Raw genomic sequence first — 23,447 nt, forward strand, 5'->3', positions numbered from 1 at the left:
ACGCTTTCGTTCGCGTCCGAAACGAGAAGGTGCCGGCAAGACACGCGCACAGGAATATGCGTGCTGCCGAGCATCGAGATACATACGTCGCGCGAAATGTCTTGCGCCTTTAGCGAAGCGGCACCCTGGCTTCTTCCGGAACATTAGAAGAACGTTTCGCCTCGGGCGGTTGCCGCCCGACCGGTGTCGCCTCGCGGTTGCCGCGAAACACGGAAGTGGCCGCGTCCAATGGCGACCCGGCCGATGGCGAGGGCCACGCTGCTGCGGGCCCTGGCGATACAGTGCGTAAGAGGATGGGCCACGGTGCGGCCGGGATCATCCGGCAGCGGTGCGACGGGCGCAACGGTTGCGCGCGTCGGCCACCCGGAAGGCCGGGCGGGAGCGGGACGGTTCCGCCTCCGGCAGCGGCGAGGCAGCCCGGCGCCCGGATCGGGTCAGCACCCCGGTGCCGGGGCGCGCCGGTCAGGGCCGCAGGCGCCAGACCGTGACTTCGCGCTGGTCGCGGTCCTCTAACTCCCGAGTCGTGGGCACCAGGAAGCGGGGGCCTGCCTCCATCCCCTCGCGCGGGAGGTAGGCACGGCCGGGGTCGGCCACCCAGACCTCAACCCCCTCACCCGCGAGGCGCCGCAGCCAGGGCAGGATGTGGCCGGTCATCGGCGCCTCGTAGCAGACGTCGCCGGCCAGCACGACGTCCCAGCGCCGCAGTGCCTCGCCCGACGAATCCCGGGGCGCACCCCGCAGCCCCTCGCCCACCACGTCGCCGCAGATGTCGCGCACGGGGGCGCCGTTGTGCCGGGCGTTGAGGCGGGTGGCGGCGCAGGCCAGCGGGTCGAGCTCGGCCGCCTCCACGACCGTCGCCCCGGCGCGATGGCAGGCGATCGCGGCGAGGCCGCCGCCGGCCGCGAAGTCCAGCACGCGCCGGCCGCGGACGCGCGCGGGCTCATCCAGCACCAGCCGTGCCAGGGCCTGGCTGCCGGGCCAGGCAAAGGCCCAGAAAGGTGGCTCGATGCCTTCCTGCGCCAGCCAGCGCTCGGTGGCCTGCCAGATCGGCGTGATCTCGGTGGCGAGGTGGAGCTCGATCTCCGGGACCAGGGGCGGCCGGGCCAGAACCGTGTGGTCGCGCACGAAGCGCTCGTCGGCCGCGGCGTCGCGCGGCGCCGGTGCGGGGCCGTGCGCCGCCGTCCCGGTTCCGGGTTCATCCCGGCTCAATGCATCCGGGCCAAGCTCATCCCGGCTGGGTTCGCCCCGACCGGGTTCGCCCTGAATGGATTCACCAGGGTTGGCTTCGCCCGAGCCGGGTTCACCGGAGCTGACGCCGCCCAGGCTGGGTCTGTTCTGGCCGGGTTTGTTCTGGCCGGGATCGTTCACAGGCGGCCGATCAGGAAGGCGAGCGCGACGGCTAGCCCGACCTCTCGGTTGGAGCGGAACAGCGCGAGGCAGAGCGCAGGGTCGTCGATCCGCAGTTGCACCACCTGCCGCAGCAGCAGCGCCGCCGGCAGGATCATCGCCGGAATAAAGAGCGGACGCAGCCCGGCCAGCCATCCCGCCAGCACCAGCAGCGCGACCACCAGCGCGTAGACCACCAGCAGGAAGGGCCGCGTCCGCTCGCCGAGTGTGAGCGCCGAGGAGCCGATGCCGACCTTCGCGTCGTCCTCGCGGTCCTGGTGGGCGTAAACCGTGTCGTAGCCCAGGATCCAGAAGAAGGCGGCCACCCAGAGCACCACGGCGGCGGGCGGCAGGGCGCCAGTGGCGGCGGCCCAGCCGGTGGGCGCTGCCCAGGAGAACACGAAGCCCAGCATCGCCTGCGGCCAGTCCGTCACGCGCTTGGCCAGCGGGTAGAGCGCGATCGGCACCAGCGACAGCACGCCCAGCAGGATGGCGGTGCGGTTGAGCTGCAAGAGGATGATCAAGCCGACCAGGCACAGCGCCGCCAGCCAGAGCAGCGCCTGCCGCGGCCGCACCGCGCCCGAGGCGAGCGGGCGGCCGGCGGTGCGCTCCACCCGGCGGTCGATGTCGCGGTCCCACAGGTCGTTCACCACGCAGCCGGCCCCGCGCATCGCCACCGACCCCACCGCGAACAGCAGCGTGAGCCAGAGCCCCGTGCCCCAGTCCGGCGCCGCGGCCGCGAAGGCCCAGAGCCCGGGCAGGAACAGCAGCCAGGAGCCGATCGGCCGGTCCATTCGGGCCAGCAGAGCATAGGGGCGGGCAGCGGCGGGCAGGTGGGAAACCCACCCCTCTGCCCGGATGTCGGTGAAAGCGGCCATGCGTGCTAGTGTCTCCTCCCAGCACGCCATGTCCATCCCACGCCTGTTCCTCGATGCGCCCCTCAGCCCCGGTGAGGAGGTTCCCGCCCTGCCCGGCCAGGGCCGCTACCTCGGTTCCGTGCTGCGTCGCGGGCCGGGCGATCCCGTGGTGGTCTTCAATGGCCGCGACGGCGAGTTCGCCGCCACGGTGAGCACGATCCGCAAGGACGAGGCGCGCTTCACCGTGGGTGCCCGGCTGCGGGCGCAGCCAGAGCCGGGCGGGCCGCAGCTGCTGCTGGCCACGATCAAGCGCGACGCGATGGAATGGGTGGTGGAAAAGGCCACCGAGCTCGGCGTCGCGGCCATCCAGCCGGTCATCACGGCGCGCTGCGTGGCCGACAAGGTGAACCTCGCCCGGCTGGGGCTGATCGCGCGCGAGGCGGCGGAACAGTGCGAGCGGCTGGACATCCCCGCGATCGCGGACGCGCTGCCGCTGCACGCGGCGCTGGACCGCTGGGACCCGGCGGTGCCGCTGTTCCTCCTGGCCGAGCGCGGCGCGGCCCCTGCCCTGCCCGTGGCGGCGGCCAGGCTTGCCGAGGAGGGCCGGGCCATGCCTGTCGGCTTGGTGACCGGGCCGGAGGGCGGCTTCACACCGGTGGAACTTGACGCCATGCGGCGGCGCCCCTTTGTTGTCGAAGCTGCCCTGGGCCCGCGCATCCTGCGGGCCGAAACGGCGGCGGTCTCGGGGCTGGCGGTGCTGCAGGCGATCTGCGGCGACCTCGGCCACGGCCGGAACTGACGCGCTTTCCGGCCGGGCGGCACCGCCAGGGGCCGGAACACGCAACAACACCAACGCGAGCCGGTTCGCCCTCTCCGGGGCGGCGCCGGCTCGAAGGGCATCCTGCCCGAGAGCGCACACGGAAGCGAAGCATGTCCAATCCCGGCGAGGCCGATCTGACGCCGATCACCTCCGTGCGCCAACTCGCCGACTGGTTCGCCGCCGGCTCCAAGCCGCGCGGCGACTGGCGCATCGGCACCGAGCACGAGAAGTTCGGCTTCCGCCGCGACGACCTTTCGGCACCGACCTATGACGACCCGCGCGGCGGCATCCGCGCCATCCTGGAAGGCGTGGCCGCCAAGGGGTGGGAGCCGATCCTCGACCGCGGCAACCCGATCGGCCTCGTGCGGGACAACGCCTCGGTGTCGCTGGAGCCGGGCGGGCAGACGGAGCTGTCGGGCGCGCCGGTCGCCGACGTGCACGCCACCAAGCGGGAGCTCGACTCCCACCTGGCGGAGCTGCGCGAGGTCGCGGAACCGCTGGGCATCGCCTTCCTGCCGGTGGGCTTCCATCCCCTCGCCCGCCGCGCCGACATGCCGTGGATGCCCAAGCAGCGCTACGCCATCATGCGCGACTACATGCCGCGGGTGGGCGAGCTCGGCCTCGACATGATGCTGCGCACCTGCACGGTGCAGAGCAACCTCGACTTCGGCGACGAGAACGACATGGTGGAGAAGCTGCGCCTTTCGCTGGCGCTGCAGCCGCTCTCCACCGCGCTCTGGGCCAGCTCGCCCTTCCGGGAAGGAGCTGCCACCGACTTCCTGACGCTGCGGGGCGAGGTCTGGACCCGCACCGACCCGGACCGCACCGGCATCCCGTCGGTGGTGTTCGAGGAAGGCTTCGGCTTCGCGCGCTTCGTCGAATACGTCCTCGACGTGCCGATGTACTTCGTGATGCGCGAGGGCGCCTTCGTGGACGCCACCAGCACCAGCTTCCGCCGCTTCATGGCGGACGGGTTGCCGGGCCGGCCGGAGATCCGGGCCACGATGGGCGACTGGGCCGACCACGTGACCACGGTGTTCACCGACGTTCGCCTCAAGCGCTTCCTGGAAATGCGCGGCGCCGACGTGGGCAGCCCCGAGATGATCGTGGCGCACCCGGCCTTCTGGACAGGGCTGCTCTACGACGACGCGGCGCAGAAGGCGGGGCTGGAGCTGGTGCGCGGCTGGAGCGTCGAGGAGATGCGGCGCCTGCGCGCGGAGGTCCCGAAGCTGGGGCTGCGCGCCACCGTCGGCGGCCGGTCCTTGCGCGACGTGGCGCGGGACGTGGTGCGCATCGCGCGAGACGGGCTGCGGGCGCGGGGCCTGGGCGAGGAGGTGCTGCTGGCCCCGGTCGAGGCGATCGCGGAAAGCGGCATGACGCAGGCCGACCACTGGCTGGAGCGTTCGCGCACCGTCTGGAACGGCGACGTGCGGCGCATCTTCGACGAGGCCGCGGTCTGATTCCGGCACGGGGCGTGCCGGCGGCTGCCGGCGCCCCCTCTGGCGCGGTCGGCGAGGCGTCCTGCCACCACCCCCGGCGCCCTGCTGCGACGAGCCTCCGACCGGTGCCCACGCGGTGCCCCGGATGCCGGAAAAATCCTTTCCGAACTGTGCCCTAAGCCCCGTTCATCCTTGTTCCGGAACGCTGCAATCACCATCTCTCGAAGCAACCGAGACTTGGAGATTCCCATGCAGATGAACAGTCTGGTGGCCCAGGGCAGGGTCATCGCCGCCGGTCGCATGCTGGCCGGCCTGGATCAGGAACAACTGGCGACCGAGGCGGGGCTTTCGCCCTCCACCGTGTCGCGCATCGAGTGCGGCCATCGCCGCGTCCGTCCGGCCACGCTCGAGGCCGTGTGGCGGGCGCTGGACCGGCTGGGCATCGACCTGACCCGCAACAGCCGCACCGGCCACTACGCGGCGGGCACCAGCTTCGGCTGAGGCCATGCCTCAATGGGTTGGGCGCGTCCCAGGGGAGAGAAGGAATTCTCTCCCCCGGACCCCCACTCATCTTTTTTCCCGACGCTGCCGCAGGGCGGTTGTGGGCGGTCGTGGAACGGGTCAGGCCGTTCCTCTGATAAACGGGCAGACTTCCTCCCGGTGTGCTGAGGCGATCCTCGCTCCGGGTCATCGACCCGGAGCGCACACCCCCACCACAATCCCGCGGCAGCGTCCCGAAAAAAGATGAGGGGGTTGGGGTCCGGGGCGGGGGAGAATTCCTTCTCCCCCGCCCTGGCCACGGCCCCCCGGACGCTACGCCCGATCCTCGAAACCCGGGTCGTAGCGCCCGCAGAACGCCGCCGCGCCCAGGTGCCGGAAGTCTTCCAGCGCCTCGCCCAGCCGCTCGTGCGGCCAGTCCCACCAGCGGATGCGGGCCAGGCTTTCCATCACCGGCGCCTCGAAGCGGAAGCGCAGCACCCGCGCCGGCACGCCCACCGCGATCGCGAAGGCCGGCACGTCGCGCGTCACCACGGCGCCCGCGCCGATCGCCGCACCGTCGCCGATCGTGACGCCGGGCAGCACCGTCACGCCGTGGCCGATCCACACGTCGTGGCCCAGCGTCACGGGCGTCGAGCGCCGCCAGGCGAAGAACGCCGCGTCGTCCTCGCCCAGGCCGTAGCTGGCGGAGCGATAGGTGAAGTGGCTCAGCGCCACGCGCTCCAGCGGGTGGTTGCCGGGGTTGAGGCGCACCTGCGCCGCCACCGAGCAGAAGCGGCCCAGCGTCGTGTCCATGATGTCGCTGTTCTCGGCGACGTAGCTGTAGTCGCCGAAGCGGCTGTCGACGACCTTGGTGCGCGCGCCGACCTCGCAGTAATGGCCGAAGCTGCTGTTGCGCACCTCGGCCGTGGCGTGGATCAGGGGCTCGAGGCCGAGCTGCTTCGGGGTGGACGGCTTGTTGTCCGGGCTGGCCGCCGCCATCGTCGCGTCTCCGTTTTCGGGTCGCGCTTGTTGCCAGCGGAACCCGCGGCGGTCGCGAGACAGTTGCGTGACGTCTCGCCCCCGTTCCGGATGCCCGGCGCCGGGATACCCTGTCATCAATCTGTCCTTTGACCGCGCGGCGTCTTGCCCGGAGATGCGCGCGAGGCGCCCGCCCCGGGCGTCCATCCGCCGTGAGGTCGCTTCCGTGTCCACATTCCGCCGCAGCCTGCTCGCCGCCGCCGCGTCGCTGCCCCTTCTCGCCGCCCTGCCGGTCCTGGCCGAGGATGCGCCCTACGTCACGGCGGCCGACGTCAACTTCCTGCTGCTGCTGCCCCCGCCGCCCGCGCGCAACTCGGCGCTGGATCAGGCCGAGATCGCGCAGGTTCTCGAGATCCAGCGCAGCCGCTCGCCCGAGCGCGCGGCGCTGGCGGTGCACGACGCCACGGAAACGCCGGAAGCCATGTTCGGCACCGTGATGGGCCCGGACTTCACCGCCGCCAAACTGCCGCTGACGATCGCCTTCCTTGCCCACGTCGCCGAGAACGAGGACGTGCTGACCGACCCCGCCAAGAAGGGCTTCGGCCGGCCGCGGCCGCACCTGGTGAATGCGGAGATCAAGCCGATCGTGCCGCTGTCCACCTCGGGCTCCTACCCGTCGGGACACACCACGCGCGGCACCATGACCGGGATCGTGCTGGCGGCGATGGTGCCGGAACGCCACGACGCCATCCTGGCGCGGGTGCAGGAATACGGGCAGAGCCGCCTCGTGGGCGGTATCCACTACGCCAGCGACATCGAGGCCGGCTACCGCGCCGGCACCGCGGCGGCGGCGGTGATGATGACCAAGCCTGCCTTCCAGGCCGATTTCGCGAAGGCGCGGGCGGAGCTGCGCGCGGCGCTCGGGTTGCAGCCCTGAGCGTCCTGAGGTTCGGATAGTGCGCTGTGTCGGGGGATGGCTCCGCCTTCCCCCGGAACCCCCAGCCGCCAGGAACCTGAGGTTCCTGGACCTCCCAGGAAGGGGTGCCTCCGCGATCAGGCGCTTGCCTGCTCCCCAGTTGGCTCACGCCGGAGAGCCATGCTCTCCGGCGACTGCCAGGGCAGCCCGCGCGGCCTCATAGATTCTGTTCTGGCCCTTTGCCGGCAGCGTTTCGCCCGCTTCCGGAATGGCGCACGCGTTTACGGCGCAGCGCGCTTCACGGCCCTGCCTGAACGCGTGCATCACCCGATCAGCCCGCAGCGCCCCGGCTGCCACGCGGCACCAAACCCCCGGCGGGGTCTCGGGGTGGCCCTGCCACCCTGAGCGGAGAGGGTCCGGGAGAGGCAGCGCCTCTCCTGGCCACCGCGCGCCCTCACCCCCCGGCAGGCGGGAAGTTGGACCAAAGGCTGTCCTTCAGCCGCCCCACGAAGGCCGCGTGGCGCTCCAGCTCCTCAGGCGAGGGCAGGATCGGGCGCGGCGTGCGCGGCCCCACCGGCCCGGCCGAGGCCACCAGCATCGGCCCGTTGCCCTGGATGCCCAGGCTGAGGCCTGGCTGCTTGCCGCCCATCAGCTCCAGGTAGACCTGCGACAACAGCTGCACGTCGAGCAGCGCGTTGTGCGAGGTGCGCATGGAGTTGTCGATCGCGAAGCGCCGGCACAGCGCGTCGAGGCTGTTGGGCAGGCCTGGAAAGCGCTTCTTGGCCAGCGCCAGCGTGTCCACCATGCGGGAGCGGTCGATCACCGGCACGTTGCAGCGGCGGAACTCGTGGTCGAGGAAGCCGAAGTCGAAGGGCGCGTTGTGCGCCACCACCGGGTCGTCGCCCAGGAAGTCCAGCAGCTCGGGCAGGATCTCGGCAAACAGCGGCTTGCCGATCAGCATCTCGCGCGTGAAGCCGTGGACGCGGGCGGCTTCCTCGGGCACGTCGCGCTCCGGGTCGATCAGCTTGTGGAAGGTCCGGTCGGTCGGCATGAAGTTGATCACTTCGATCGCCGCGACCTCCAGGACGCGGTCGCCGGTGGCGGGGTCCAGGCCGGTGGTTTCGGTATCCAGGATCAGGGCGCGCATGGCGCCATCCTAGCACGGCCGCCCAACCCGGGCACTGTTCGGTGGAGGGCGAGAGGAACGCGATCCGGCCTCCGCGGCCTTGCGTCCCGCATCCCTGGTCTTCCCGCAGCCCAGGGTCACGCGGCTGCGGGCGCTGCCGTCAGGCCTGGCCGCCCTGGAACCGCCGCACGAGCATCCGCACCGCGCGCTGGGCCAGGTGGCGCGACAGGCCGGTGGGGATGAGGTGGTCGGCGCGGCGGCGCTTTTCCGCGTCGGGCACCTGCCGCCGCAGGATCGCGCGCAGCCGATCCGGCGTCATGCCGGCGCGGCGCAGCACCCGGGCGCGCTGCACGGCCGCGGGGGCGGAAACCACGGCCACCGCGTCCACCCGGCGCTCCGCCCCCGTCTCGAACAGCAGTGGGATGTCGAGCACCACCAGCGGCCGCCCGCGCCGCCGCGCCGCCGCCACGAAGCGCCGTTCCTCCGCGCGCACGAGGGGGTGGACGATCCGCTCCAGCCGGTTCAGCGCGGCGTCGTTGCCGATCACGGCGCGCCGCAGCGCCTCGCGGTTCACCGCGCCGTCCTGCACCGCGCCCGGGAAGGCCGCGTCGATGGCGGGCACGGCGCGCCCGCCGCGCGCCTGGAGGCGGTGCACCGCCGCGTCGGCATCGAAGACCGGAACGCCCAGGCGGCGGAACGCGCGGGCGGCGGTGGACTTGCCCATGCCGATGCTGCCGGTGAGGCCCAGGATTTTCAAGGATACACCCTCATTGACGCGCCATCGCGGCGGGCATGTCGCCCTGCGCCCGATCGCGGCAAGATGGGCAGGCCGTCACCCTCCGGCTGCCTCATGCCGCCAAGGTGAACGGGCGGGGTGAAAGCGCGCGCGGGGCGGCAGGGGCAGGGGCCCTCGGGGCACCGAGACCGGCTACGACCGACGGCGGCGGCAGGCCGCCGGAAAGGCCCGCCCGCGCGGTGGAAAACGCCCGCGTCCATCCTGGAACCGGCATCTCTCAACCCTCGCGCGGGATGTCCGCCGCCACGTGCGTGCGCAGCGCCGCGTCCACCTCCGGCAGCACGCCGAACCATCGCTGGAAGCCGGGCCGGCCCTGGTGCAGCAGCATCCCCAGCCCCTCCACCACGCGCAGGCCCCGTGCCCGGGCGGCGCGCAGCAGGGCGGTGTCCAGCGGCACGTACACGATATCGGCCACCACCGCCGTGTCCGGCAGGGGGCTGAGGTCGATCTCCAGCGGCGGCTGCCCCTGCATCCCCAGCGGCGTGGTGTTCACCAGCAGCGCGGCCTCGGCCAGTGGCGGCGCGGCGGCCACGCGGATCCGCCCGGCCTCCTCGCCATCCCCTGCGCCCCCTTGGCGCAGCGCCGCGGCCAGCGCCTCGGCGCGCGCGGTGTTGCGGTTCACGATCACCAGGCGCGGGCAGCCGGCATCCAGCAGCGCCGCCGCGATCGCCCGCGCCGCACCGCCGGCCCCCAGGATCACCGCGGTTCCGGCCGTGACGTCCCAGCCCGGCACCTGTTCGCGCAGGTTCTCGAGGAAGCCCCAGCCGTCGGTGTTGCCCCCGATGATCTGCCCGTCCTCGAAGACCAGCGTGTTCACCGCCCCGGCGCGGCGGGCGCTTTCCTCCACCACGTCGCAGGCGCGGAAGGCGTCCTCCTTGTGCGGGATGGTGACGTTGGCGCCCCGGAACCCCGCCAGCGCCAGGGCGCGCACCACCTCCTCCAGCCGGCCGGGCGGCACGGCGAGCGGCACGTAGGCGCCGTCGATCCCGTAGCGCTCCAGCCAGGCACCATGGAGGCGCGGGGACCGCGAATGCCCCACCGGCCAGCCGATCACGCCCGCGAGCTTCGCCTTGCCTGTCAGCACCTCTCAGCCTCCCCCTGGTGTTGCGCGCGCAGGGATGCCACCAAGATCGCCACTCGCACAGGGTTTGCCCCCGCTCGGGGCTTGAGGAGCAGGTGCATGACGCGCAGCTTGAAGGTGGCGGTCCAGATGGACCCGATCGGCGGCATCGACATCAAGGGCGACAGCACCTTCGCGCTGATGCTGGAAGCGCAGAATCGCGGCCACCAGCTCTGGCACTACCACCCGCGCGACCTGGCGATGAGCAACCGCCGCGTCACCGCCTGGGCCCAGCCGGTCGAGGTGCGGCGCGAGCACGGCAACCACGCCACGCTGGGCGAGACGGTGGAGCTCGACCTCGGCGAGGTCGACGTGGTGCTGATGCGCCAGGATCCGCCCTTCGACATGGCCTACATCACGGCCACCCACATCCTGCAGCACATCCACCCCAAGACGCTGGTGGTGAACGACCCGGCCGAGGTCCGCAACGCGCCGGAAAAGCTCTACGTCCTCCAGTATCCGGAGCTGATGCCCGAAACCCTGGTGACGGCGGACCGCCGCGCCATCCTGCGCTTCCGGGAAAAGCACGGCGACATCATCCTGAAGCCACTCTTCGGCAATGGCGGCGCCGGCGTGTTCCACCTGCGCCCCGACGACCCCAACATCGCCTCGCTGCTCGAGATGTTCACCGAACGCTCGCGTGAGCCGCTGATGGTGCAGAAATACGTCCCCGCCGTGCGAAAGGGCGACAAGCGCATCATCCTGGTGGACGGCGAGATCGGCGGCGCCATCAACCGCGTGCCCGCCGAGGGCGAAAGCCGCTCCAACATGCATGTCGGCGGCAAGGCCACCCAGACCACGCTGACCGACCAGGAGCGCGAGATCTGCGCGCGGATCGGTCCCGACCTCCGCGCGCGCGGGCTGATCTTCGTGGGCATCGACGTGATCGGCGACTACCTCACCGAGATCAACGTCACCTCGCCCACGGGCCTCCAGGAAATCGCGCGCTTCGACAACATCTTCCTCGAGCGCGCCATCTGGGATGCCATCGAGGCGAAGGTCACGCCGCGCTGAGAGTTGGGCGCCGGTTTCTGCCGCCGGCGCCGTCGTGCCGTGGCCAGGAGAGGCGCTGCCTCTCCCGGACCCTTTCCGCTCGGGGTGGCCGGGCCACCCCGAGACCCCGCCGGGGGCTTGGTGCCGCGTGGCAGCCGGGGCGCTGCGGTCCGATCGGGTGATGCGCGTGTTTAGACAGGACCGTGAAGCGCGCTGCGCCGTAAACGCGTGCGCCATTCCGGAAGCGGGCGAAACGCTGCCGGCAAAGGGCCAGAAAAGAATCTATGAGGCCGCGCGGGCTGCCCTGGCAGTCGCCGGAGAGCCAGGCTCTCCGGCGTGAGCTGACCGGGGAACGGGCACGCGTCTGAGCCTCGGAGCGCTAATTCCCGGGAGGTCCAGGAACCTCAGGTTCCTGGCGGCTGGGGGTTCCGGGGGAAGGCGGAGCCATCCCCCGACACAGCGCCTCCCCCAACACCACCCCCGAGAACGTCACTTGACCTCCTGCCGTCGCGTGTCATCTCCGCCGCACGCATGAACGACCTTTCTCTTCCGCCCCGCCCTGGTAGTCAGAACAGCCGCAAGGTGGCCGTGGTGCTGTTCAACCTCGGTGGCCCGGACTCGCCGGCGGCGATCAAGCCGTTCCTGGTGAACCTGTTCACCGATCCCGCGATCCTGCGCGTGCCGGGATTCCTGCGCCCGGCGCTGGGGCGCCTCATCGCCGCGCGTCGGCTGAAGCCCGCCACCGAGAACTACGCGATCCTGGGCGGCCGTTCGCCGCTGCTGGAGCTGACCGAGGAACAGGCGCGCGCGCTGGAAGCGGTGCTGCAGCCGGAGATGGAAGCGCGCTGCTTCATCGCCATGCGCTACTGGCATCCTTTCGCGGAGGAGACCGTGCGGGCGGTGCGGGAGTGGGGCGCCGAGGAGGTCGTGCTGCTGCCGCTGTATCCGCAGTTCAGCACCACCACCACCGGCAGCAGCATCGACGACTGGAACGAGGCCTGCCGCAAGGCCGGGCTGGCGCTGCCGACCACGACGCTGTGCTGCTGGCATTCCGATCCTGCCTTCGCCGAGAGCACCGCGGCGATCGTGCGGCGGGCCTGGCACGAGGCGCGCGCCAAGCTGCCGGCGGAAACGGGCCTGCGCATCCTGTTCTCGGCGCACGGGCTGCCGGAAAGCATCGTCCGGCATGGCGACCCGTACCAGTGGCAGGTCGAGCGCACCGTGGCCGCGGTGTGTGAACGCTTAAGGATCGAGGGCGCGGAACACGCCATCTGCTACCAGTCGCGCGCCACGCCGCAGAAATGGATCGGCCCTTCCACCGAGGATGCCATCGCCGCGGCGGGCCGGGACAAGGTGGCGGTGCTGGTCTGCCCCATCGCATTCGTGTCGGAACACAGCGAAACCCTGGTGGAGCTGGACGTGGAATACCGCGAAGTCGCGGAAAAGGACGGCGTGCCCGGCTATTTCCGCGTGCCGACGCAGAACACCGATGGCGACTTCATCGCCTCGCTGGCCGGGCTGGTGCGCCATGCCCGCGGTTCCGGCCGCAGCCTGTGTTCCTGGGCAGGCGGGCGGCAGTGTCCTAAGGGTCAACGCGACTGCCCACACGCCCGAGCCCAGGAAGCCAAGCGCGCCGCATGACCACCCAGATCCTTCCCAGCGGCTGGCGTCCCACCGCCGTGCTGTTCGACTGCGACGGCGTGCTGGCCGACAGCGAGCACCTGGTGAACCGCGTCGTCTCGGCCGAGCTGACGGCGCGCGGCTGGCCGTTGACGCCGGACGAGGCCGGCACGGTGTTTCTCGGCATGGCGCTGCCGGACATGGTGCCGCTGATCGAGGCGCGGGTCGGCGCCCTGCCGCCCGACTGGGCGCAGGCGCTGAAGCTGCGCATCACCGACACCATGGCGCGCGAGGTTCCGCCCGTGCCCGGCGCGCGCGAGGTTCTGGACGCGCTGCTGGCCGCGGGCGTGCCGGTGGCGCTGGCCTCCAACTCCTCACGCGTGGAGCTGCGGGCGAAGCTGGAGCGCCTGGATCTCGGCCGCTACTTCGGGGACCGCGTCTTCTCCTACGAGGACGTGGCGCGCGCCAAGCCGCACCCGGACATCTACCTGGCCGCGGCCACGGCCTGCGGCGCCCGCCCTGCGGATTGCGCGGTGATCGAGGACAGCGCCACCGGCGCCCGGGCGGGTGTTGCCGCCGGCTGCCGCGTTCTGGGCTTCTGCCGCGAGACCGACCCCGACGCGCTGCGGGCCGTGGGCGTCGCGGCGCTGTTCGCGCAGATGCGGGACCTGCCGGCGCTGCTGGGCCTGCGGCGGGAAGCGGCGTGATGGACCTGGCGCTGCTGTATCCCTGGACCAAGGCGCTGCACCTCCTGTCGGTGATCGCCTGGATGGCCGGGATGTTCTACCTGCCCCGCCTCTACGTTTATCACACCGCCGAGCCGGTCGGTTCCGCCACCAGCGAAACCTTCAAGACCATGGAGCGGCGCCTGCTGCGCGGCATCATGAACCCGGCGATGATCCTGGCCTGGATCTTCGGCCTGACGCTGGTGATGACGCCCGGCGTCGTGGACTGGAGCGCCGGCTGGTGGCACGGCAAGATGTTCGGCTTCCTGGCCATGACCGCGACGCACGGCTTCCTGGCGGCGCAGCGGAAGGGCTTCGAGCGCGACGAGCGCCGCTACTCCGGTCGGTTCTGGCGCATGGTGAACGAGATCCCGACGGTCCTGCTGATCCTGATCGTCATCATGGTGATCGTGAAGCCGTTCTGAGGCGTCCGACGCACCCGCTGGGAAAGGGGCGACGCGCCTGACCGGGTGAGCCGGCCCCCGGGTCCGTTTTCCGGCCGGCACCCGGCTGCGGGTCGCGCCAGTCCAACCATCCGGTCCAACCATCCCCTGGTTGCATCGTTAAGCCTGCAACACAGCGGCGCGGGGCGTCGGGCACGGGTCCCCCCTGCCCGCGCATCCGATGGCCGGAGCAGGAGAACGTCATGCGCTTCCTTCCCGTCGCGGCCGCGATCTTTCTCGCCACCGGCACGGCCATGGCGCAGGTGCCGACCACCCAGCCCAGCGTAGGGTCCACGCCCACCGACAATTCCGGCGCGGGTTCCTCGCGCGGCACGTCGCAGCCGGGCGCGTCCACCCCCACCACCCAGCCGATGCGCGACGACACGCCGCGCGGCGGGTCCTCGACGAATTCCAGCCCCGCCGTGACCTCGCCCTCACCCAGCACGCCCACCACCTCGGGCGGTGCGGGCTCCACGCCGCGCGACAATTCGAACGCCGGTTCGTCCGACACGGGCGGCGGTCCAGGCACCGGGCCGGTGCGCTGAACGACGACGGGTTCTTTCCGCCACCGCAGGTCGGGGCCGCCGCTTCCGACTTCACGTGAAACAAGGCGCCCGGTGCCCGCCGCGGCGGAGGAGGCCCGCGGTTCGGGAATTGTTCTGTTGGGGCGAGGGACGCTAAGCTCCGCCCCAGCAAGATGCCCCCTGTTCCAGATCAGCCACCACCCAGACTGCCGCCCGGCGCCGAGGCCGTCGTCTTCGACACAGAAACCACTGGTTGCACCGTTGGCGACCGTGTGGTGTCGCTGGGCGCCCTGCGCCTCGATGCCGGGTTCGAGGTGGTGGACAGCCTGCACCTCGTTTTCGCGCCCGGGCGCCCCTGCCACCCCGGCGCGGCGCGCGTTCATGGCATGAGCGACCGCTTCCTGGCGCGTCAGCCGCGCTTCGAGGTTCATGCGCGGGAGATCGCGCGCTTCTTCCGGGGCGCAGTGGCCTGCGCGCACAACCTGAGCTTCGACCGCCGGATGCTGTGCCGGGAATACGCGCTGCTCGACCAGCCGCTGCCCTGGGAAGCGGACTACTGCACCCTGCGCGCCTGGCGCCGCTTCCGTCCCGGCGAGAAGGCGGGTCTGGCACATGCTTCCGCCACGCTGGGCCTGGGGCGTGACACGGCGCTGCACGGGGCGCTGGAGGACGCGGCCCTGGCCGCGCAGCTGCTGCGGGTCCTGCACGGCCAGGAGCCCGGCCAGACGCGGCTGCACCCGCCCACCAACCTGCGCTGAGAAGCGAACCCTGGGGACGGCGCCCGGGGTTCGATCCCTGGACCAGTCCTCCGGTGTTAGCCCTCAGCGGGATTAGTCCGTAAGGGTTACGCCGAAGGAGGCACATGTCCACGGCTGCCCGCCTGGAGCCTCCCGCTGGAGGCCTTTCGCCTCGAGGTAGCCCAGGCTGGAGGAACCGCTGCGAGGGTGTCGCGCCCGGAGGAAGGTCCGTGCCGGGCAGGCTCGACAACCGCGCCCGCACCGTCCGACACTGCGCCGCGGCACGACCGGGGCGGGAGCAGAGGCGGATGACGGAATTCTGGCGTCTGGGAGCCGCGGAACTGGCCGATCGGGTCACCTCCGGCGCACTGTCGGCCGAGGCTGTGGCGCGGGATGCGCTGGAACGGCTGGAGCAGGCCAACCCCGCCATCAACGCCGTGGTGGACTGCCAGCCCGAGGAGGTCCTGCGCGAGGCACGCGCCCTCGACGCCAGGCGTGCGGCCGGCGAAGCGCTGGGGCCGCTCGCTGGCGTGCCGGTCACGATCAAGGTCAATGCCGACCAGGCCGGCCACGCCACCACCAACGGCTTGCGGCTGCAGCGCGACCTGATCGCGAAGCACGACAACCCCGTGGTGACCAACCTGCGCCGTGCCGGAGCGGTGATCCTGGGCCGCACCAACACGCCGGCCTTCTCGCTGCGCTGGTTCACCCGCAACGCCCTGCACGGCAACACCCGCAACCCGCGCGACCCCGCGCTGACGCCCGGCGGCTCCTCGGGTGGGGCGGCGGCCTCGCTGGCGGCGGGCATCGGCGCGCTGGCGCACGGCACCGATATCGGCGGCTCCATCCGCTACCCGGCCTATGCCTGCGGGGTGCACGGGCTGCGCCCGACGTTGGGCCGCGTCGCCGCCTTCAACGCCAGCAGCCCCGAGCGCGCGATCGGCGCGCAGCTGATGGCGGTGTCCGGGCCGCTGGCGCGCTCGATCCCCGACCTGCGCCTGGCGCTGGCCGCCATGGCGGCGCCGGACGCGCGCGATCCCTGGTGGGTTCCGGCGCCGCTGGAAGGGCCGCCGGCGCCCAGGCGCGCGGCGCTCTGCGTCCGGCCGGAAGGGCTTGCCACCCACCCCGCCGTCGAGGCCGCGTTGCGGGCGGCGGCGCTGCAGCTGCAGGAGGCCGGCTGGACCGTGGCGGAAACTCCCTGCCCGCCCTTGCGCGAACCCGCCCGGCTGCAGGCCGTGCTCTGGCTGGCCGAGAGCCGGCGGGGCGGCAACCGTGCCTTCGCGGAGGAGGCGGAGCCGGAATCCCTGGCGGTGCTGGCAGCCATGGAGCGCCTGGCGCCGCCGTCCGAACAGCACGGCGTCGCGGACGCGCTCACCGCCCGCGCGGGCTTCCTGCGGCAATGGATCGCCTTCCTGGAACGCTATCCCGTGGTGCTGCTGCCGGTCTCCGCCGAGCCGCCCTTCGTGGACGCCCTGGACATCGCCACGCCGGACGGCTTCGAGCGCGTGGTCGAGGCGCAGCTGACCCAGGTGGGACTGCCGCTGATGGGGTTGCCGGGGCTGAGCGTCGCCACCTCGGGCGATGCGCCGGCACCGATGGGGGTGCAGCTGGTGGCCGGGCGCTACCGCGAGGACCTGCTGCTTCAGGCCGGCGAGATCATCGCGCCCGAGCCTGTCCGGCCCGTCGATCCGGTTACAGTCTGAATCACTTCGCCTCGACCGCGTGGCAGACACGCCTCGATTCCGCCACGCCCGCTCCCCATCTTCACGGTCGAGGAGCAAAAGACATGCGTCGCTTCACCAAGCTTGGCATCGCTGCCCTGACCGCCCTGTCCTTCGGGACAGCCCTTTCCACCACGGCCCATGCCGATCCCTACTGGGGTCGCCGCGGCGGCTACTACCATGGTGGTGGCTACTACCGTGGCCATGACCGCGGCATCGGCGCCGGCGGGGCCCTGGCCCTCGGCCTGGGTGTCGGCGTGCTGGGCGCGCTGGCCCTGAACCAGGCCGCACCGCCCCCGCCCGTGTACTACGCGCCGCCGCCGCCGGTGGTGTATGCCCCGCCCCCGCCCGTGGTCTACCAGCCGCCGCCGGTCGTGTATCAGCCGCCGCCGGTGGTCTACCGCGCGGCCCCTGTCTACCCGGAAACGCGCGCCGCCTACTGGTAAGCCGGGGCACCGTTCGCGAAGGGCGGGTGAGATCAAGCGAAAGGCCCTTCCGGGAAACCGGAAGGGCCTTTCTCGTTGGATCGGGCGAAGAGGTGACGGCGCTCAGTTCGAGGCCGTCTGGCTCCGCAGCTCGCGCGCCTCGGCCAGGACCTTGTCTTCCAAGTCCGGACCCGTGGAGGCCGCGACCTCGGCATCCTGCCAGGTTCCGTTGCGCAGCTCCTGCCGGAACACCGAAACGCGCACGCCGTCGGAGCGCAGCTGGCGGCCGAGGATGTAGGCGGTGACCCGGAACCGTTCCCGGCCCTCGGCCGCGGGGGGCGAGTACCAGTCGGTGATGATCACGCCGCCGAAGGGATCGGCCGAGCTGAGCGGCATGAAGGACAGGGTGTTGAGCGCCGCGCGCCAGAGATAGGCGTTCACGCCCAGGCCGGTGCCCGTGCCGTCATCCTGGCCGTTGCGGCCGGTGCGGTCGGTGCCGAGCAGCAGCACGCCGTCGGAACCGTTGAGGCGACCGCGCACCCGGGCACGCCGGCTGTCGTCGGTGTACTCGTCATTGTTCACCGTGCGGCCGTAGGAGCAGGCTCCGAGCAGCACCGGCAGCAACAGGAAGGCGATGCGGGTCTTTGTCATGGCGGGCGCACGATAGGGGGCGCCACCGTCCTGACAAGGGGCTTACCCCCGAAATGAAGAACGGGGCGGCAGGTTGCCCTGCCGCCCCGTAACAAGATGATCCTGCGAAAGCGGGATCAGAAGGCGATGCGCGTACCGATCAGGACCGAGCGCACGTCGGCACGGTTGTTGGAAGCGCCAGCCGAAGCGGTGGAGAAGTTGAAGCCACGCTCCTTGCGGCTCTGGTCGACGAAGTCGGCCACCAGCGAGAGACCCGGGGCCAGGACGTAGGTGGCGCCGATCGCCCAGCCGCCTTCCTGACGGACCGCCGCGACGGACTGGCTGCCGGCCGAGAGCTGACGGGCGTAGTTGGCACCCACCGTCACCGGACCGATCGTGTAGGAGATGCCGCCGAAGAAGTTCTTCAGGTTCTGCTGGCTGATGTCGCTGCGGACCAGCGGGTTGAAGGTGGCGTTGGTGGAGCCCCAGTAATACTCGCCGCCGACCGTGAAGCCGTAGGCCGTCGCCTGAGCGGCGGCGTAGCCGACGTTCATTTCCTTGCCGAGGCCGATGCCGCGGGTGCTGGTGACGCCCAGCACCTTGGTCACGTCGGAGTGCCAGAGACCACCGGCCGCCTGCAGGCCGACGCCGCCGAAGGAGCCGCGCCAGCGCACGATCGCCGCCACTTCGTTGCGACGGCGCGGGGAGCTGCCGGTGAAGGCGTTGGCCGAGTCGCACTCGGAGGTCACGTAGCCAAGGTTACAACCCGTATCCTCGCCCTCGCCCGTGTTGAAGGCGAAGGAGCCACCGAAGTCGAAGCCGAAGAACTGCGGCGACATGTAGATGATCTTGGTGTTGTCGCCCGTGTCCGACGTCCAGGTCGTGGCGAAGCGGCTGTTGGTGGTGATCGTGTCGTTCTGGTCACCGTCCATGCCGCCGGTGCCGAAGTTCGCGACGTGGCCGACGCTCATCAGGTTGATGACGTTGTCTTCGTCACCGAAGCGGAACTGACCGAAGTCGCCAGCGATGTACATCCACATCTCATCGGTATCGATCGCGGTCTTGGCCGCGCGCGTACCCGAGCTCGTGCTGTAGTTCGCGTTGTTGTAGTCGACCTCAAGCTCCATCGCGACACCGTAGCGCAGGCCGTTGGTGGCCTTGCCGTTGGCGACGATGTGGATTTCGGCGTCGGAAGCGAGGTCGGACTTGCCGCGGCGCGCCGTCTGGACAGCCGGGGAGTTGGTGACCGTGGTCTGGTTCGCGCCGTTGGTGCCCGCGTTCACGCCGGTGCTCGTGGTCGTGAACGGACCGCTGACCGTCGCCGCGCCAGGGCGGCTGTCGGTGTTGTTCTGGTTCTGCCCCTCATCCGTGTAGGAGTAGTTGAACCGGAAGTAACCGCCGACGCGAACCTCGAGCGCGCGGTGCGACACCATCGGCGGGCCGGCGGGCAGGAACGGATCCGCACCCTGAGCCTTGGCACCCTGCGGCGTCATCAGTGCCGCGGCAGCGACCGCGGTGCTGCCCAGAAGAAGCTTACGCATCCAAAAAATCCCTCCTCACGAACCAGGTCGCACCACCCGGTCATTCCCTCGGCCCGCCTGTCCCCCTGACAAGGTTGCTTCCCGCAAAGCGCATCCCTGAGATGCACCTGTTGAAGCCAGGCCCGGGCGGACTATGGTTCAGCCCGTTCGCCCCGAGCAATGGCCGGTAACGATCTCACGCGACATCCGTGAGACACTGTGGCGAGGAGGCAACAGCGCTTCCAGCGCCGCGACGCCGTGGACCCAGCGCGGCAGGCGCCGGGTGCCCGCGGCGTTCATGCCGCCCAGCGCGATCACCGCCCCCGCCGCGTCCCGCGCCAGCGCACACCAGCGCAGCAGTCCCAGCGCGCCCTCGCCGGGATGGCTCCGGGTCGGAAAGACGGGCGACAGCAGCAGGGCGTCCACCCGCAGCCGGCGGCCGCGTCCGAGGCCTCGCCTGCCATGCGCCGCCGCCGAGAGAAGGCCACCGCGGCCGCCGCGCCACAGTCGCAGGAAAGGCAGCAGGCCCCGTACCTGCCGCCGGTCCGGCAGGTGCAGCCCGGCCCGGTGCCGCAGGGCCAGGCGACCGTCGCCGCTCACCATCAGCTGCAGCCGTCGCTGCCGGCACAGCCGGGCCAGCCCGAAGAGAACGTCGGGCGCCAGGTCACGCGCGAGCACCGCCGCGCCGGGTGGCAGGCACCGCGCGGCGGCCAGCGGGTCCGGCAGGCGGCGCGCATCGGTCACGAGCCAAAGGTTCGGCGCGACTCGGCGCCGCGACGACACCGGCAGCGCCGCCCTGACCGCGAGCGGTGCTTGCGCGCCGAGTCGCGGCCGCTTCCCGCGCAGCTGCCGCGCGGCCCGCGCTGTTCCGGTATCCCGCAAAGGCCTAGTTTCCCCCTCCATGAGCCCCACCGACACCGCCGACGCCCCGATCGCGCAAGGCCTGCGCCGGATCCGCGACCGCATCGCCGAGGCCTGCCTCCGCGCCAACCGTCCGCCGGGATCGGTGGAGCTGGTGGCCGTTTCGAAGTTCCACCCGGCAACCAGCGTCGCCGAGGCACTGGCGGCGGGCCAGCGCCACTTCGGCGAGAACCGCGTCCAAGAGGCGCAGGCGAAGTTCCCGGCGCTGCGGGCGGAGCATCCGGCGCTGCGGCTGCACATCATCGGGGCGCTGCAAACCAACAAGGCGCGCGACGCGGTGCGGGTGGCGGACGTGATCGAGAGCCTGGACCGGCCCAAGCTCGCGGCCGCGCTGGCGGAGGCCATGGCGCGGGAGAGCCGCGCGCCGACCCTGCTGGTGCAGGTCAACACGGGCGACGAGTCGCAGAAAGCCGGGGTGGCGCGCGCCGGGGCGGAGGATTTCCTCCGCCAGTGCCGCGAGGAGCACGGCCTGCGGATCGACGGCCTGATGTGCATCCCGCCGGCCGGCGAGGACCCGGTGCCGCATTTCCGCTACCTGGCCGAACTGGCCGCCCGGCACGGGCTGCACACCCTGTCCATGGGCATGAGTGGCGATTTCGAGGCGGCGATCGCCGCGGGCGCCACCCATGTCCGCGTCGGAACCGCCATCTTCGGCGAACGTCCGGCCCAGTAGGAGCGGTCCTCCGGCCGCACGAGCGCACGCACCGCGCGGCGCCTTCCGGCACGGGCCGCTGCGTGCTACCGCGCTGGCTTTCCGCGCGTCAGAACCAACCCTTCACCCCAAACCGACCGCAGGCACCCCATGTCCGACCCCACCCTGCCCGCCAACCCCGACGCCGCCCCGGCCGCGCCGCTGGTGGTCAACATGCAGTACGTGAAGGACCTGTCCTTCGAGGTGCCCGGCGCGCCGGAGGTCTTCACCCAGCTGCGCGAACAGCCGCGCATCGATATCGGCCTCGACGTCCAGGCGCGTCCGCTGCCGCCGGCCGAAGGCGGCCCGAGCAACGTGTTCGAGGTGTCGCTGCAGATCCGCTGCGACGCCAAGTCGGGCGAGACCACGGCCTTCATCGCCGAGCTGGTGTATTGCGGCATCTTCACCGTGAACGTGCCCGAGGACACGCTGGAGCCGGTGCTGCTGGTGGAATGCCCGCGCCTGCTCTTCCCCTTCGCCCGCAACGTGCTGGCCGATGCGACGCGCGAAGGCGGCTTCATGCCGGTGCTGCTGACGCCGATCGACTTCGTGGCGCTGTGGCAGTCGCGCCGCGGCGGCATGGCGGCGCCGGCGGCGGGCCACGCCTGAGGCTCTTGCCCGGCAGGGGTGTGTCGCCGTGGCCAGGGAGGGGGAGAAGGTGTTCTCCCCCTCCCCGGACCCCTCGCCCCTCATCTTTTTCTCAGACGCTGCCGCGGGAACGTGGCTGATGCTGTGCGCTCCGGCTCATCGAGCCGGAGCGAGCGACATCGCAGCCCGCGCTGAACAGCAGCTTTGTTTATTTCAGCAGCACCGGCGGCGCCGTATCGCGACCGGTCTCCGCCCACCGCGCGGCAGCACTCCCAGAAAAAGATGAGAGGGGGTCCGGGGGGGAGAATTCTTTCTCTCACCCGGGACAGGGCAACGCCCTCAGCCTAGCCGCGAACGATGCGCCCCTGGACGCCCGGCACCGGCTTGCCGGCCGACAGGTAGTCGATCAGCGTATCCTCCAGCGGCGAGCCGTTGTCGTAATACTCCAGCGCCGCGTCGCGGAAGCTGTCGTAGCCGTCACCGCCGTTGCGCATGAAGTTGTTGGTCACCACGCGGTAGGCGCGCTCCGGATCGAGCGGCTGGCCGCCAACCTCGACGCGGATGATGCGGCTGCCCTTCGGCCGGTCGGGGCTCCAGACCACGGTCATGCCGGCGACCTGCGGGAAGCGGCCCGCCGCGCCCGGCATCTGCGACACGCCGTTCTCCAGCGCCGCCTGCAGGTCATGGCCGCGTACAGTCACCGTGGCCAGGGTGTTGTTGAAGGGCAGCATCGCCAGGATGTCGCCCATGGTCACCGTGCCTTCCACCAGGCCGGCGCGCAGGCCGCCGCCGTTGTTGATGGCGATCTCGGCCTTGGGCGCCGCGGCCAGCATGGCGTCGGCCATCAGGTTGCCCAGCGCGCATTCGCCCTGGGTGCAGCCCCCGTTCGACAGGGTGGTGGGCATGGTGGTCACCGGCTTGCGGCGCAGCTCCTCCAGGGGGGCCGCGAACTTCGCCACGATGGCGCTGACCTCGGGGTCGGGGGCGACGTCCATGGTCAGCTCCCGCATCACGCCGTTATGGGCGAGGATGCGGCCTTCGGGCGACAGGTCGAGGTCGAGCCGGCCGAGGTAGCGGCTGTAGCAGCCCGCCTGCACGATGCGCACGAGGCCGGTCGGGCCTTCCTCCATCACCGGGTCCGGACCTTCGGCGCCCTCCAGCCCGTTGGCCAGCAGCGTATGCGAGTGGCCGCCCACGATCAGGTCGATGCCGCCCACCTGCTTGACCAGCTTGCGGTCGTTCTCCAGCCCCAGGTGCGACAGCACCAGCACGGTGGAGGCACCCTGCGCGCGGACCTGCGGCAAGACGCGCTCCAGCGCCGCGGCCGGGTCACCGAAGCGGATGGTCGGTCCCGGCGAGGAGGTGACCGCGGTTTCCTGCGTGGTCAGGCCGATGATCGCCACCTTGCGGCCGCCGGCGTCGAGCGTGGTCCAGGGGATCACCCGGTCGCGCAGCTGCGGCTCATCCGCGAGGTCGAGATTCGCCGACACGATCGGGAAGGGCAGCATGGCCAGGTACTGCGCGAGGTTGGCCGGACCCTGGTCGAACTCGTGGTTGCCCAGCGTCATGACCTGCACGCCATTCGCCTTCTGCACCGCGGCCTCCGCGGCGCCCCGGTGCAGCGTGTAGAACAGGGTGCCGGTGAACTCGTCGCCGGCATCGAGCGTCAGCGGCGCCCGCCCGTCCGTCACGGCCGCGGCGCGTGCCTCCTTGATGGCGGTGGCCAGCCGCGCGGCACCGCCGTAGCAGGTCTTGCCTTCGCGGCAGGCAGCGCCGCCGGCGACGATGGGATCGTGGTGCGAATGGAAGTCGTTGAAGTGCACCACCGAGATGCGCCCCGTGGGCTCGGCCGCCGCGCGGCGCAGCGCCGGCGCGGCCAGCGGCAGCGCCAGGGTCGCGGCCAGCAGCCCGCGGCGCGACAGCCCGCCGCGGGTGGGAAGCAAGGAGGGAGGAGGGTTCTGCAAGGCTCGGAGCTCCAGCCGGGACCAACA

General features: G+C 71.6%; 24 protein-coding genes. 14 read left to right on the forward strand and 10 right to left on the reverse strand.

The annotated features are described in order from the left end of the window. Nucleotides 1–462 precede the first annotated feature (462 nt). Complete coding sequence (locus tag ACFFGY_RS18410) at nt 463–1,209, reverse strand: class I SAM-dependent methyltransferase (RefSeq protein WP_377045985.1); 747 nt, start codon at nt 1,207–1,209, stop codon at nt 463–465. Nucleotides 1,210–1,364: 155 nt separating this feature from the next. Then, nucleotides 1,365–2,264 carry a 4-hydroxybenzoate octaprenyltransferase gene (gene ubiA / locus ACFFGY_RS18415; protein WP_377045986.1) on the reverse strand — a complete coding sequence of 300 codons (900 nt, stop codon included), beginning with the start codon at nt 2,262–2,264 and terminating at the stop codon, nt 1,365–1,367. Here ubiA and ACFFGY_RS18420 point away from each other — a divergent pair. The 3 genes from ACFFGY_RS18420 (at nt 2,263) to ACFFGY_RS18430 (ending at nt 5,003) form a co-directional block, all read left to right on the forward strand. After that, entirely contained in the window at nt 2,263–3,042 is a 780-nt protein-coding gene (locus ACFFGY_RS18420; protein ID WP_377045987.1) for a 16S rRNA (uracil(1498)-N(3))-methyltransferase, read from the forward strand. The two genes, ubiA and ACFFGY_RS18420, sit on opposite strands and share 2 nt — an antisense overlap. A 131-nt stretch (nt 3,043–3,173) precedes the next feature. After that, the gene (locus ACFFGY_RS18425) at nt 3,174–4,523 is read left to right on the forward strand and encodes a glutamate--cysteine ligase (RefSeq protein ID WP_377045988.1); all 1,350 of its coding nucleotides are present in this window, start codon (nt 3,174–3,176) and stop codon (nt 4,521–4,523) included. A 228-nt stretch (nt 4,524–4,751) separates the two neighbouring features. Then, on the forward strand, nt 4,752–5,003 hold the full coding sequence (locus ACFFGY_RS18430) for a helix-turn-helix domain-containing protein (protein ID WP_377045989.1): 252 nt from the start codon (nt 4,752–4,754) through the stop codon (nt 5,001–5,003). Nucleotides 5,004–5,315: 312 nt separating this feature from the next. Here ACFFGY_RS18430 and ACFFGY_RS18435 read toward each other — a convergent pair whose 3' ends face one another. After that, nucleotides 5,316–5,981 (reverse strand): DapH/DapD/GlmU-related protein, encoded by a 666-nt coding sequence (locus tag ACFFGY_RS18435; RefSeq protein ID WP_377045990.1) that lies wholly within the window; start codon nt 5,979–5,981, stop codon nt 5,316–5,318. A gap of 205 nt (nt 5,982–6,186) precedes the next feature. Here ACFFGY_RS18435 and ACFFGY_RS18440 point away from each other — a divergent pair, with 205 nt between their 5' ends. Continuing rightward, complete coding sequence (locus ACFFGY_RS18440; RefSeq protein WP_377045991.1) at nt 6,187–6,897, forward strand: acid phosphatase; 711 nt, start codon at nt 6,187–6,189, stop codon at nt 6,895–6,897. A 433-nt stretch (nt 6,898–7,330) separates the two neighbouring features. Here ACFFGY_RS18440 and dnaQ read toward each other — a convergent pair whose 3' ends face one another. The 3 genes from dnaQ to ACFFGY_RS18455 all read right to left on the reverse strand — a co-directional run bounded on the left by dnaQ (nt 7,331) and on the right by ACFFGY_RS18455 (nt 9,882). Further along, on the reverse strand, nt 7,331–8,023 hold the full coding sequence (gene dnaQ / locus ACFFGY_RS18445) for a DNA polymerase III subunit epsilon (RefSeq protein WP_377045992.1): 693 nt from the start codon (nt 8,021–8,023) through the stop codon (nt 7,331–7,333). 139 nt (nt 8,024–8,162) lie between these two features. After that, nucleotides 8,163–8,759, reverse strand: coding sequence for a dephospho-CoA kinase (gene coaE, locus ACFFGY_RS18450; RefSeq protein ID WP_377045993.1), 597 nt, complete (start codon nt 8,757–8,759; stop codon nt 8,163–8,165). Between the two features lie 256 nt (nt 8,760–9,015). Beyond that, entirely contained in the window at nt 9,016–9,882 is an 867-nt protein-coding gene (locus tag ACFFGY_RS18455; protein WP_377045994.1) for a shikimate dehydrogenase, read from the reverse strand. A 96-nt stretch (nt 9,883–9,978) separates the two neighbouring features. Here ACFFGY_RS18455 and gshB point away from each other — a divergent pair, with 96 nt between their 5' ends. From gshB to ACFFGY_RS18495, 8 genes are all read left to right on the forward strand, one after another. Then, the gene (gshB, locus tag ACFFGY_RS18460) at nt 9,979–10,932 is read left to right on the forward strand and encodes a glutathione synthase (RefSeq protein ID WP_377045995.1); all 954 of its coding nucleotides are present in this window, start codon (nt 9,979–9,981) and stop codon (nt 10,930–10,932) included. A gap of 510 nt (nt 10,933–11,442) precedes the next feature. Continuing rightward, on the forward strand, nt 11,443–12,552 hold the full coding sequence (gene hemH / locus ACFFGY_RS18465) for a ferrochelatase (RefSeq protein ID WP_377045996.1): 1,110 nt from the start codon (nt 11,443–11,445) through the stop codon (nt 12,550–12,552). Next, nucleotides 12,549–13,238, forward strand: coding sequence for an HAD family hydrolase (locus tag ACFFGY_RS18470; protein ID WP_377045997.1), 690 nt, complete (start codon nt 12,549–12,551; stop codon nt 13,236–13,238). The genes hemH and ACFFGY_RS18470 overlap by 4 nt, the downstream gene beginning before the upstream one ends. Further along, the gene (hemJ, locus tag ACFFGY_RS18475) at nt 13,238–13,681 is read left to right on the forward strand and encodes a protoporphyrinogen oxidase HemJ (RefSeq protein ID WP_377045998.1); all 444 of its coding nucleotides are present in this window, start codon (nt 13,238–13,240) and stop codon (nt 13,679–13,681) included. The genes ACFFGY_RS18470 and hemJ overlap by 1 nt, the downstream gene beginning before the upstream one ends. Nucleotides 13,682–13,902: 221 nt before the next feature. Next, on the forward strand, nt 13,903–14,244 hold the full coding sequence (locus tag ACFFGY_RS18480) for a hypothetical protein (protein ID WP_377045999.1): 342 nt from the start codon (nt 13,903–13,905) through the stop codon (nt 14,242–14,244). Between the two features lie 152 nt (nt 14,245–14,396). Beyond that, the gene (locus ACFFGY_RS18485) at nt 14,397–14,981 is read left to right on the forward strand and encodes a 3'-5' exonuclease (protein ID WP_377046000.1); all 585 of its coding nucleotides are present in this window, start codon (nt 14,397–14,399) and stop codon (nt 14,979–14,981) included. Nucleotides 14,982–15,268: 287 nt separating this feature from the next. Beyond that, nucleotides 15,269–16,663 (forward strand): amidase family protein, encoded by a 1,395-nt coding sequence (locus ACFFGY_RS18490; protein WP_377046001.1) that lies wholly within the window; start codon nt 15,269–15,271, stop codon nt 16,661–16,663. An 83-nt stretch (nt 16,664–16,746) separates the two neighbouring features. Then, nucleotides 16,747–17,127: a hypothetical protein gene (locus tag ACFFGY_RS18495; protein WP_377046002.1), complete on the forward strand. Its 381-nt coding sequence runs from the start codon at nt 16,747–16,749 to the stop codon at nt 17,125–17,127. Between the two features lie 102 nt (nt 17,128–17,229). Here the strand turns inward: ACFFGY_RS18495 and ACFFGY_RS18500 are convergent, their stop codons facing one another. The 3 genes from ACFFGY_RS18500 to ACFFGY_RS18510 form a co-directional block, all read right to left on the reverse strand. Beyond that, nucleotides 17,230–17,757 carry a DUF3576 domain-containing protein gene (locus tag ACFFGY_RS18500; RefSeq protein ID WP_377046003.1) on the reverse strand — a complete coding sequence of 176 codons (528 nt, stop codon included), beginning with the start codon at nt 17,755–17,757 and terminating at the stop codon, nt 17,230–17,232. Between the two features lie 116 nt (nt 17,758–17,873). Continuing rightward, nucleotides 17,874–19,277: a porin gene (locus ACFFGY_RS18505; protein WP_377046004.1), complete on the reverse strand. Its 1,404-nt coding sequence runs from the start codon at nt 19,275–19,277 to the stop codon at nt 17,874–17,876. Between the two features lie 138 nt (nt 19,278–19,415). After that, on the reverse strand, nt 19,416–20,000 hold the full coding sequence (locus ACFFGY_RS18510; protein WP_377046005.1) for a thiamine phosphate synthase: 585 nt from the start codon (nt 19,998–20,000) through the stop codon (nt 19,416–19,418). 157 nt (nt 20,001–20,157) lie between these two features. Here ACFFGY_RS18510 and ACFFGY_RS18515 point away from each other — a divergent pair, with 157 nt between their 5' ends. Then, nucleotides 20,158–20,850: a YggS family pyridoxal phosphate-dependent enzyme gene (locus ACFFGY_RS18515; RefSeq protein ID WP_377046006.1), complete on the forward strand. Its 693-nt coding sequence runs from the start codon at nt 20,158–20,160 to the stop codon at nt 20,848–20,850. 129 nt (nt 20,851–20,979) lie between these two features. Beyond that, nucleotides 20,980–21,477, forward strand: a complete 498-nt coding sequence (gene secB, locus ACFFGY_RS18520; RefSeq protein ID WP_377046007.1) for a protein-export chaperone SecB — start codon at nt 20,980–20,982, stop codon at nt 21,475–21,477. Nucleotides 21,478–21,800: 323 nt separating this feature from the next. Here the strand turns inward: secB and ACFFGY_RS18525 are convergent, their stop codons facing one another. Further along, nucleotides 21,801–23,399 (reverse strand): bifunctional metallophosphatase/5'-nucleotidase, encoded by a 1,599-nt coding sequence (locus ACFFGY_RS18525; RefSeq protein WP_377046008.1) that lies wholly within the window; start codon nt 23,397–23,399, stop codon nt 21,801–21,803. Nucleotides 23,400–23,447: the final 48 nt, after the last annotated feature.

The sequence above is a fragment of the Roseomonas elaeocarpi genome (genome assembly GCF_042433915.1).
GTDB classification, from domain to species: domain Bacteria; phylum Pseudomonadota; class Alphaproteobacteria; order Acetobacterales; family Acetobacteraceae; genus Roseomonas; species Roseomonas elaeocarpi.

What these genes read in the sequence shown, in the direction of transcription:
- dnaQ (WP_377045992.1), bottom strand. Translation starts at nt 8,023, where the DNA reads ATGCGCGCCCTGATCCTGGATACCGAAACCACCGGCCTGGACCCCGCC.
- ACFFGY_RS18430 (WP_377045989.1), top strand. Translation starts at nt 4,752, where the DNA reads ATGCAGATGAACAGTCTGGTGGCCCAGGGCAGGGTCATCGCCGCCGGT.
- hemJ (WP_377045998.1), top strand. Translation starts at nt 13,238, where the DNA reads ATGGACCTGGCGCTGCTGTATCCCTGGACCAAGGCGCTGCACCTCCTG.
- ACFFGY_RS18485 (WP_377046000.1), top strand. Translation starts at nt 14,397, where the DNA reads ATGCCCCCTGTTCCAGATCAGCCACCACCCAGACTGCCGCCCGGCGCC.
- ACFFGY_RS18490 (WP_377046001.1), top strand. Translation starts at nt 15,269, where the DNA reads ATGACGGAATTCTGGCGTCTGGGAGCCGCGGAACTGGCCGATCGGGTC.
- ACFFGY_RS18480 (WP_377045999.1), top strand. Translation starts at nt 13,903, where the DNA reads ATGCGCTTCCTTCCCGTCGCGGCCGCGATCTTTCTCGCCACCGGCACG.
- ACFFGY_RS18515 (WP_377046006.1), top strand. Translation starts at nt 20,158, where the DNA reads ATGAGCCCCACCGACACCGCCGACGCCCCGATCGCGCAAGGCCTGCGC.
- hemH (WP_377045996.1), top strand. Translation starts at nt 11,443, where the DNA reads ATGAACGACCTTTCTCTTCCGCCCCGCCCTGGTAGTCAGAACAGCCGC.
- ubiA (WP_377045986.1), bottom strand. Translation starts at nt 2,264, where the DNA reads ATGGCCGCTTTCACCGACATCCGGGCAGAGGGGTGGGTTTCCCACCTG.
- ACFFGY_RS18425 (WP_377045988.1), top strand. Translation starts at nt 3,174, where the DNA reads ATGTCCAATCCCGGCGAGGCCGATCTGACGCCGATCACCTCCGTGCGC.
- ACFFGY_RS18500 (WP_377046003.1), bottom strand. Translation starts at nt 17,757, where the DNA reads ATGACAAAGACCCGCATCGCCTTCCTGTTGCTGCCGGTGCTGCTCGGA.
- gshB (WP_377045995.1), top strand. Translation starts at nt 9,979, where the DNA reads ATGACGCGCAGCTTGAAGGTGGCGGTCCAGATGGACCCGATCGGCGGC.
- ACFFGY_RS18420 (WP_377045987.1), top strand. Translation starts at nt 2,263, where the DNA reads ATGCGTGCTAGTGTCTCCTCCCAGCACGCCATGTCCATCCCACGCCTG.
- ACFFGY_RS18495 (WP_377046002.1), top strand. Translation starts at nt 16,747, where the DNA reads ATGCGTCGCTTCACCAAGCTTGGCATCGCTGCCCTGACCGCCCTGTCC.
- ACFFGY_RS18470 (WP_377045997.1), top strand. Translation starts at nt 12,549, where the DNA reads ATGACCACCCAGATCCTTCCCAGCGGCTGGCGTCCCACCGCCGTGCTG.
- ACFFGY_RS18505 (WP_377046004.1), bottom strand. Translation starts at nt 19,277, where the DNA reads ATGCGTAAGCTTCTTCTGGGCAGCACCGCGGTCGCTGCCGCGGCACTG.
- secB (WP_377046007.1), top strand. Translation starts at nt 20,980, where the DNA reads ATGTCCGACCCCACCCTGCCCGCCAACCCCGACGCCGCCCCGGCCGCG.
- ACFFGY_RS18435 (WP_377045990.1), bottom strand. Translation starts at nt 5,981, where the DNA reads ATGGCGGCGGCCAGCCCGGACAACAAGCCGTCCACCCCGAAGCAGCTC.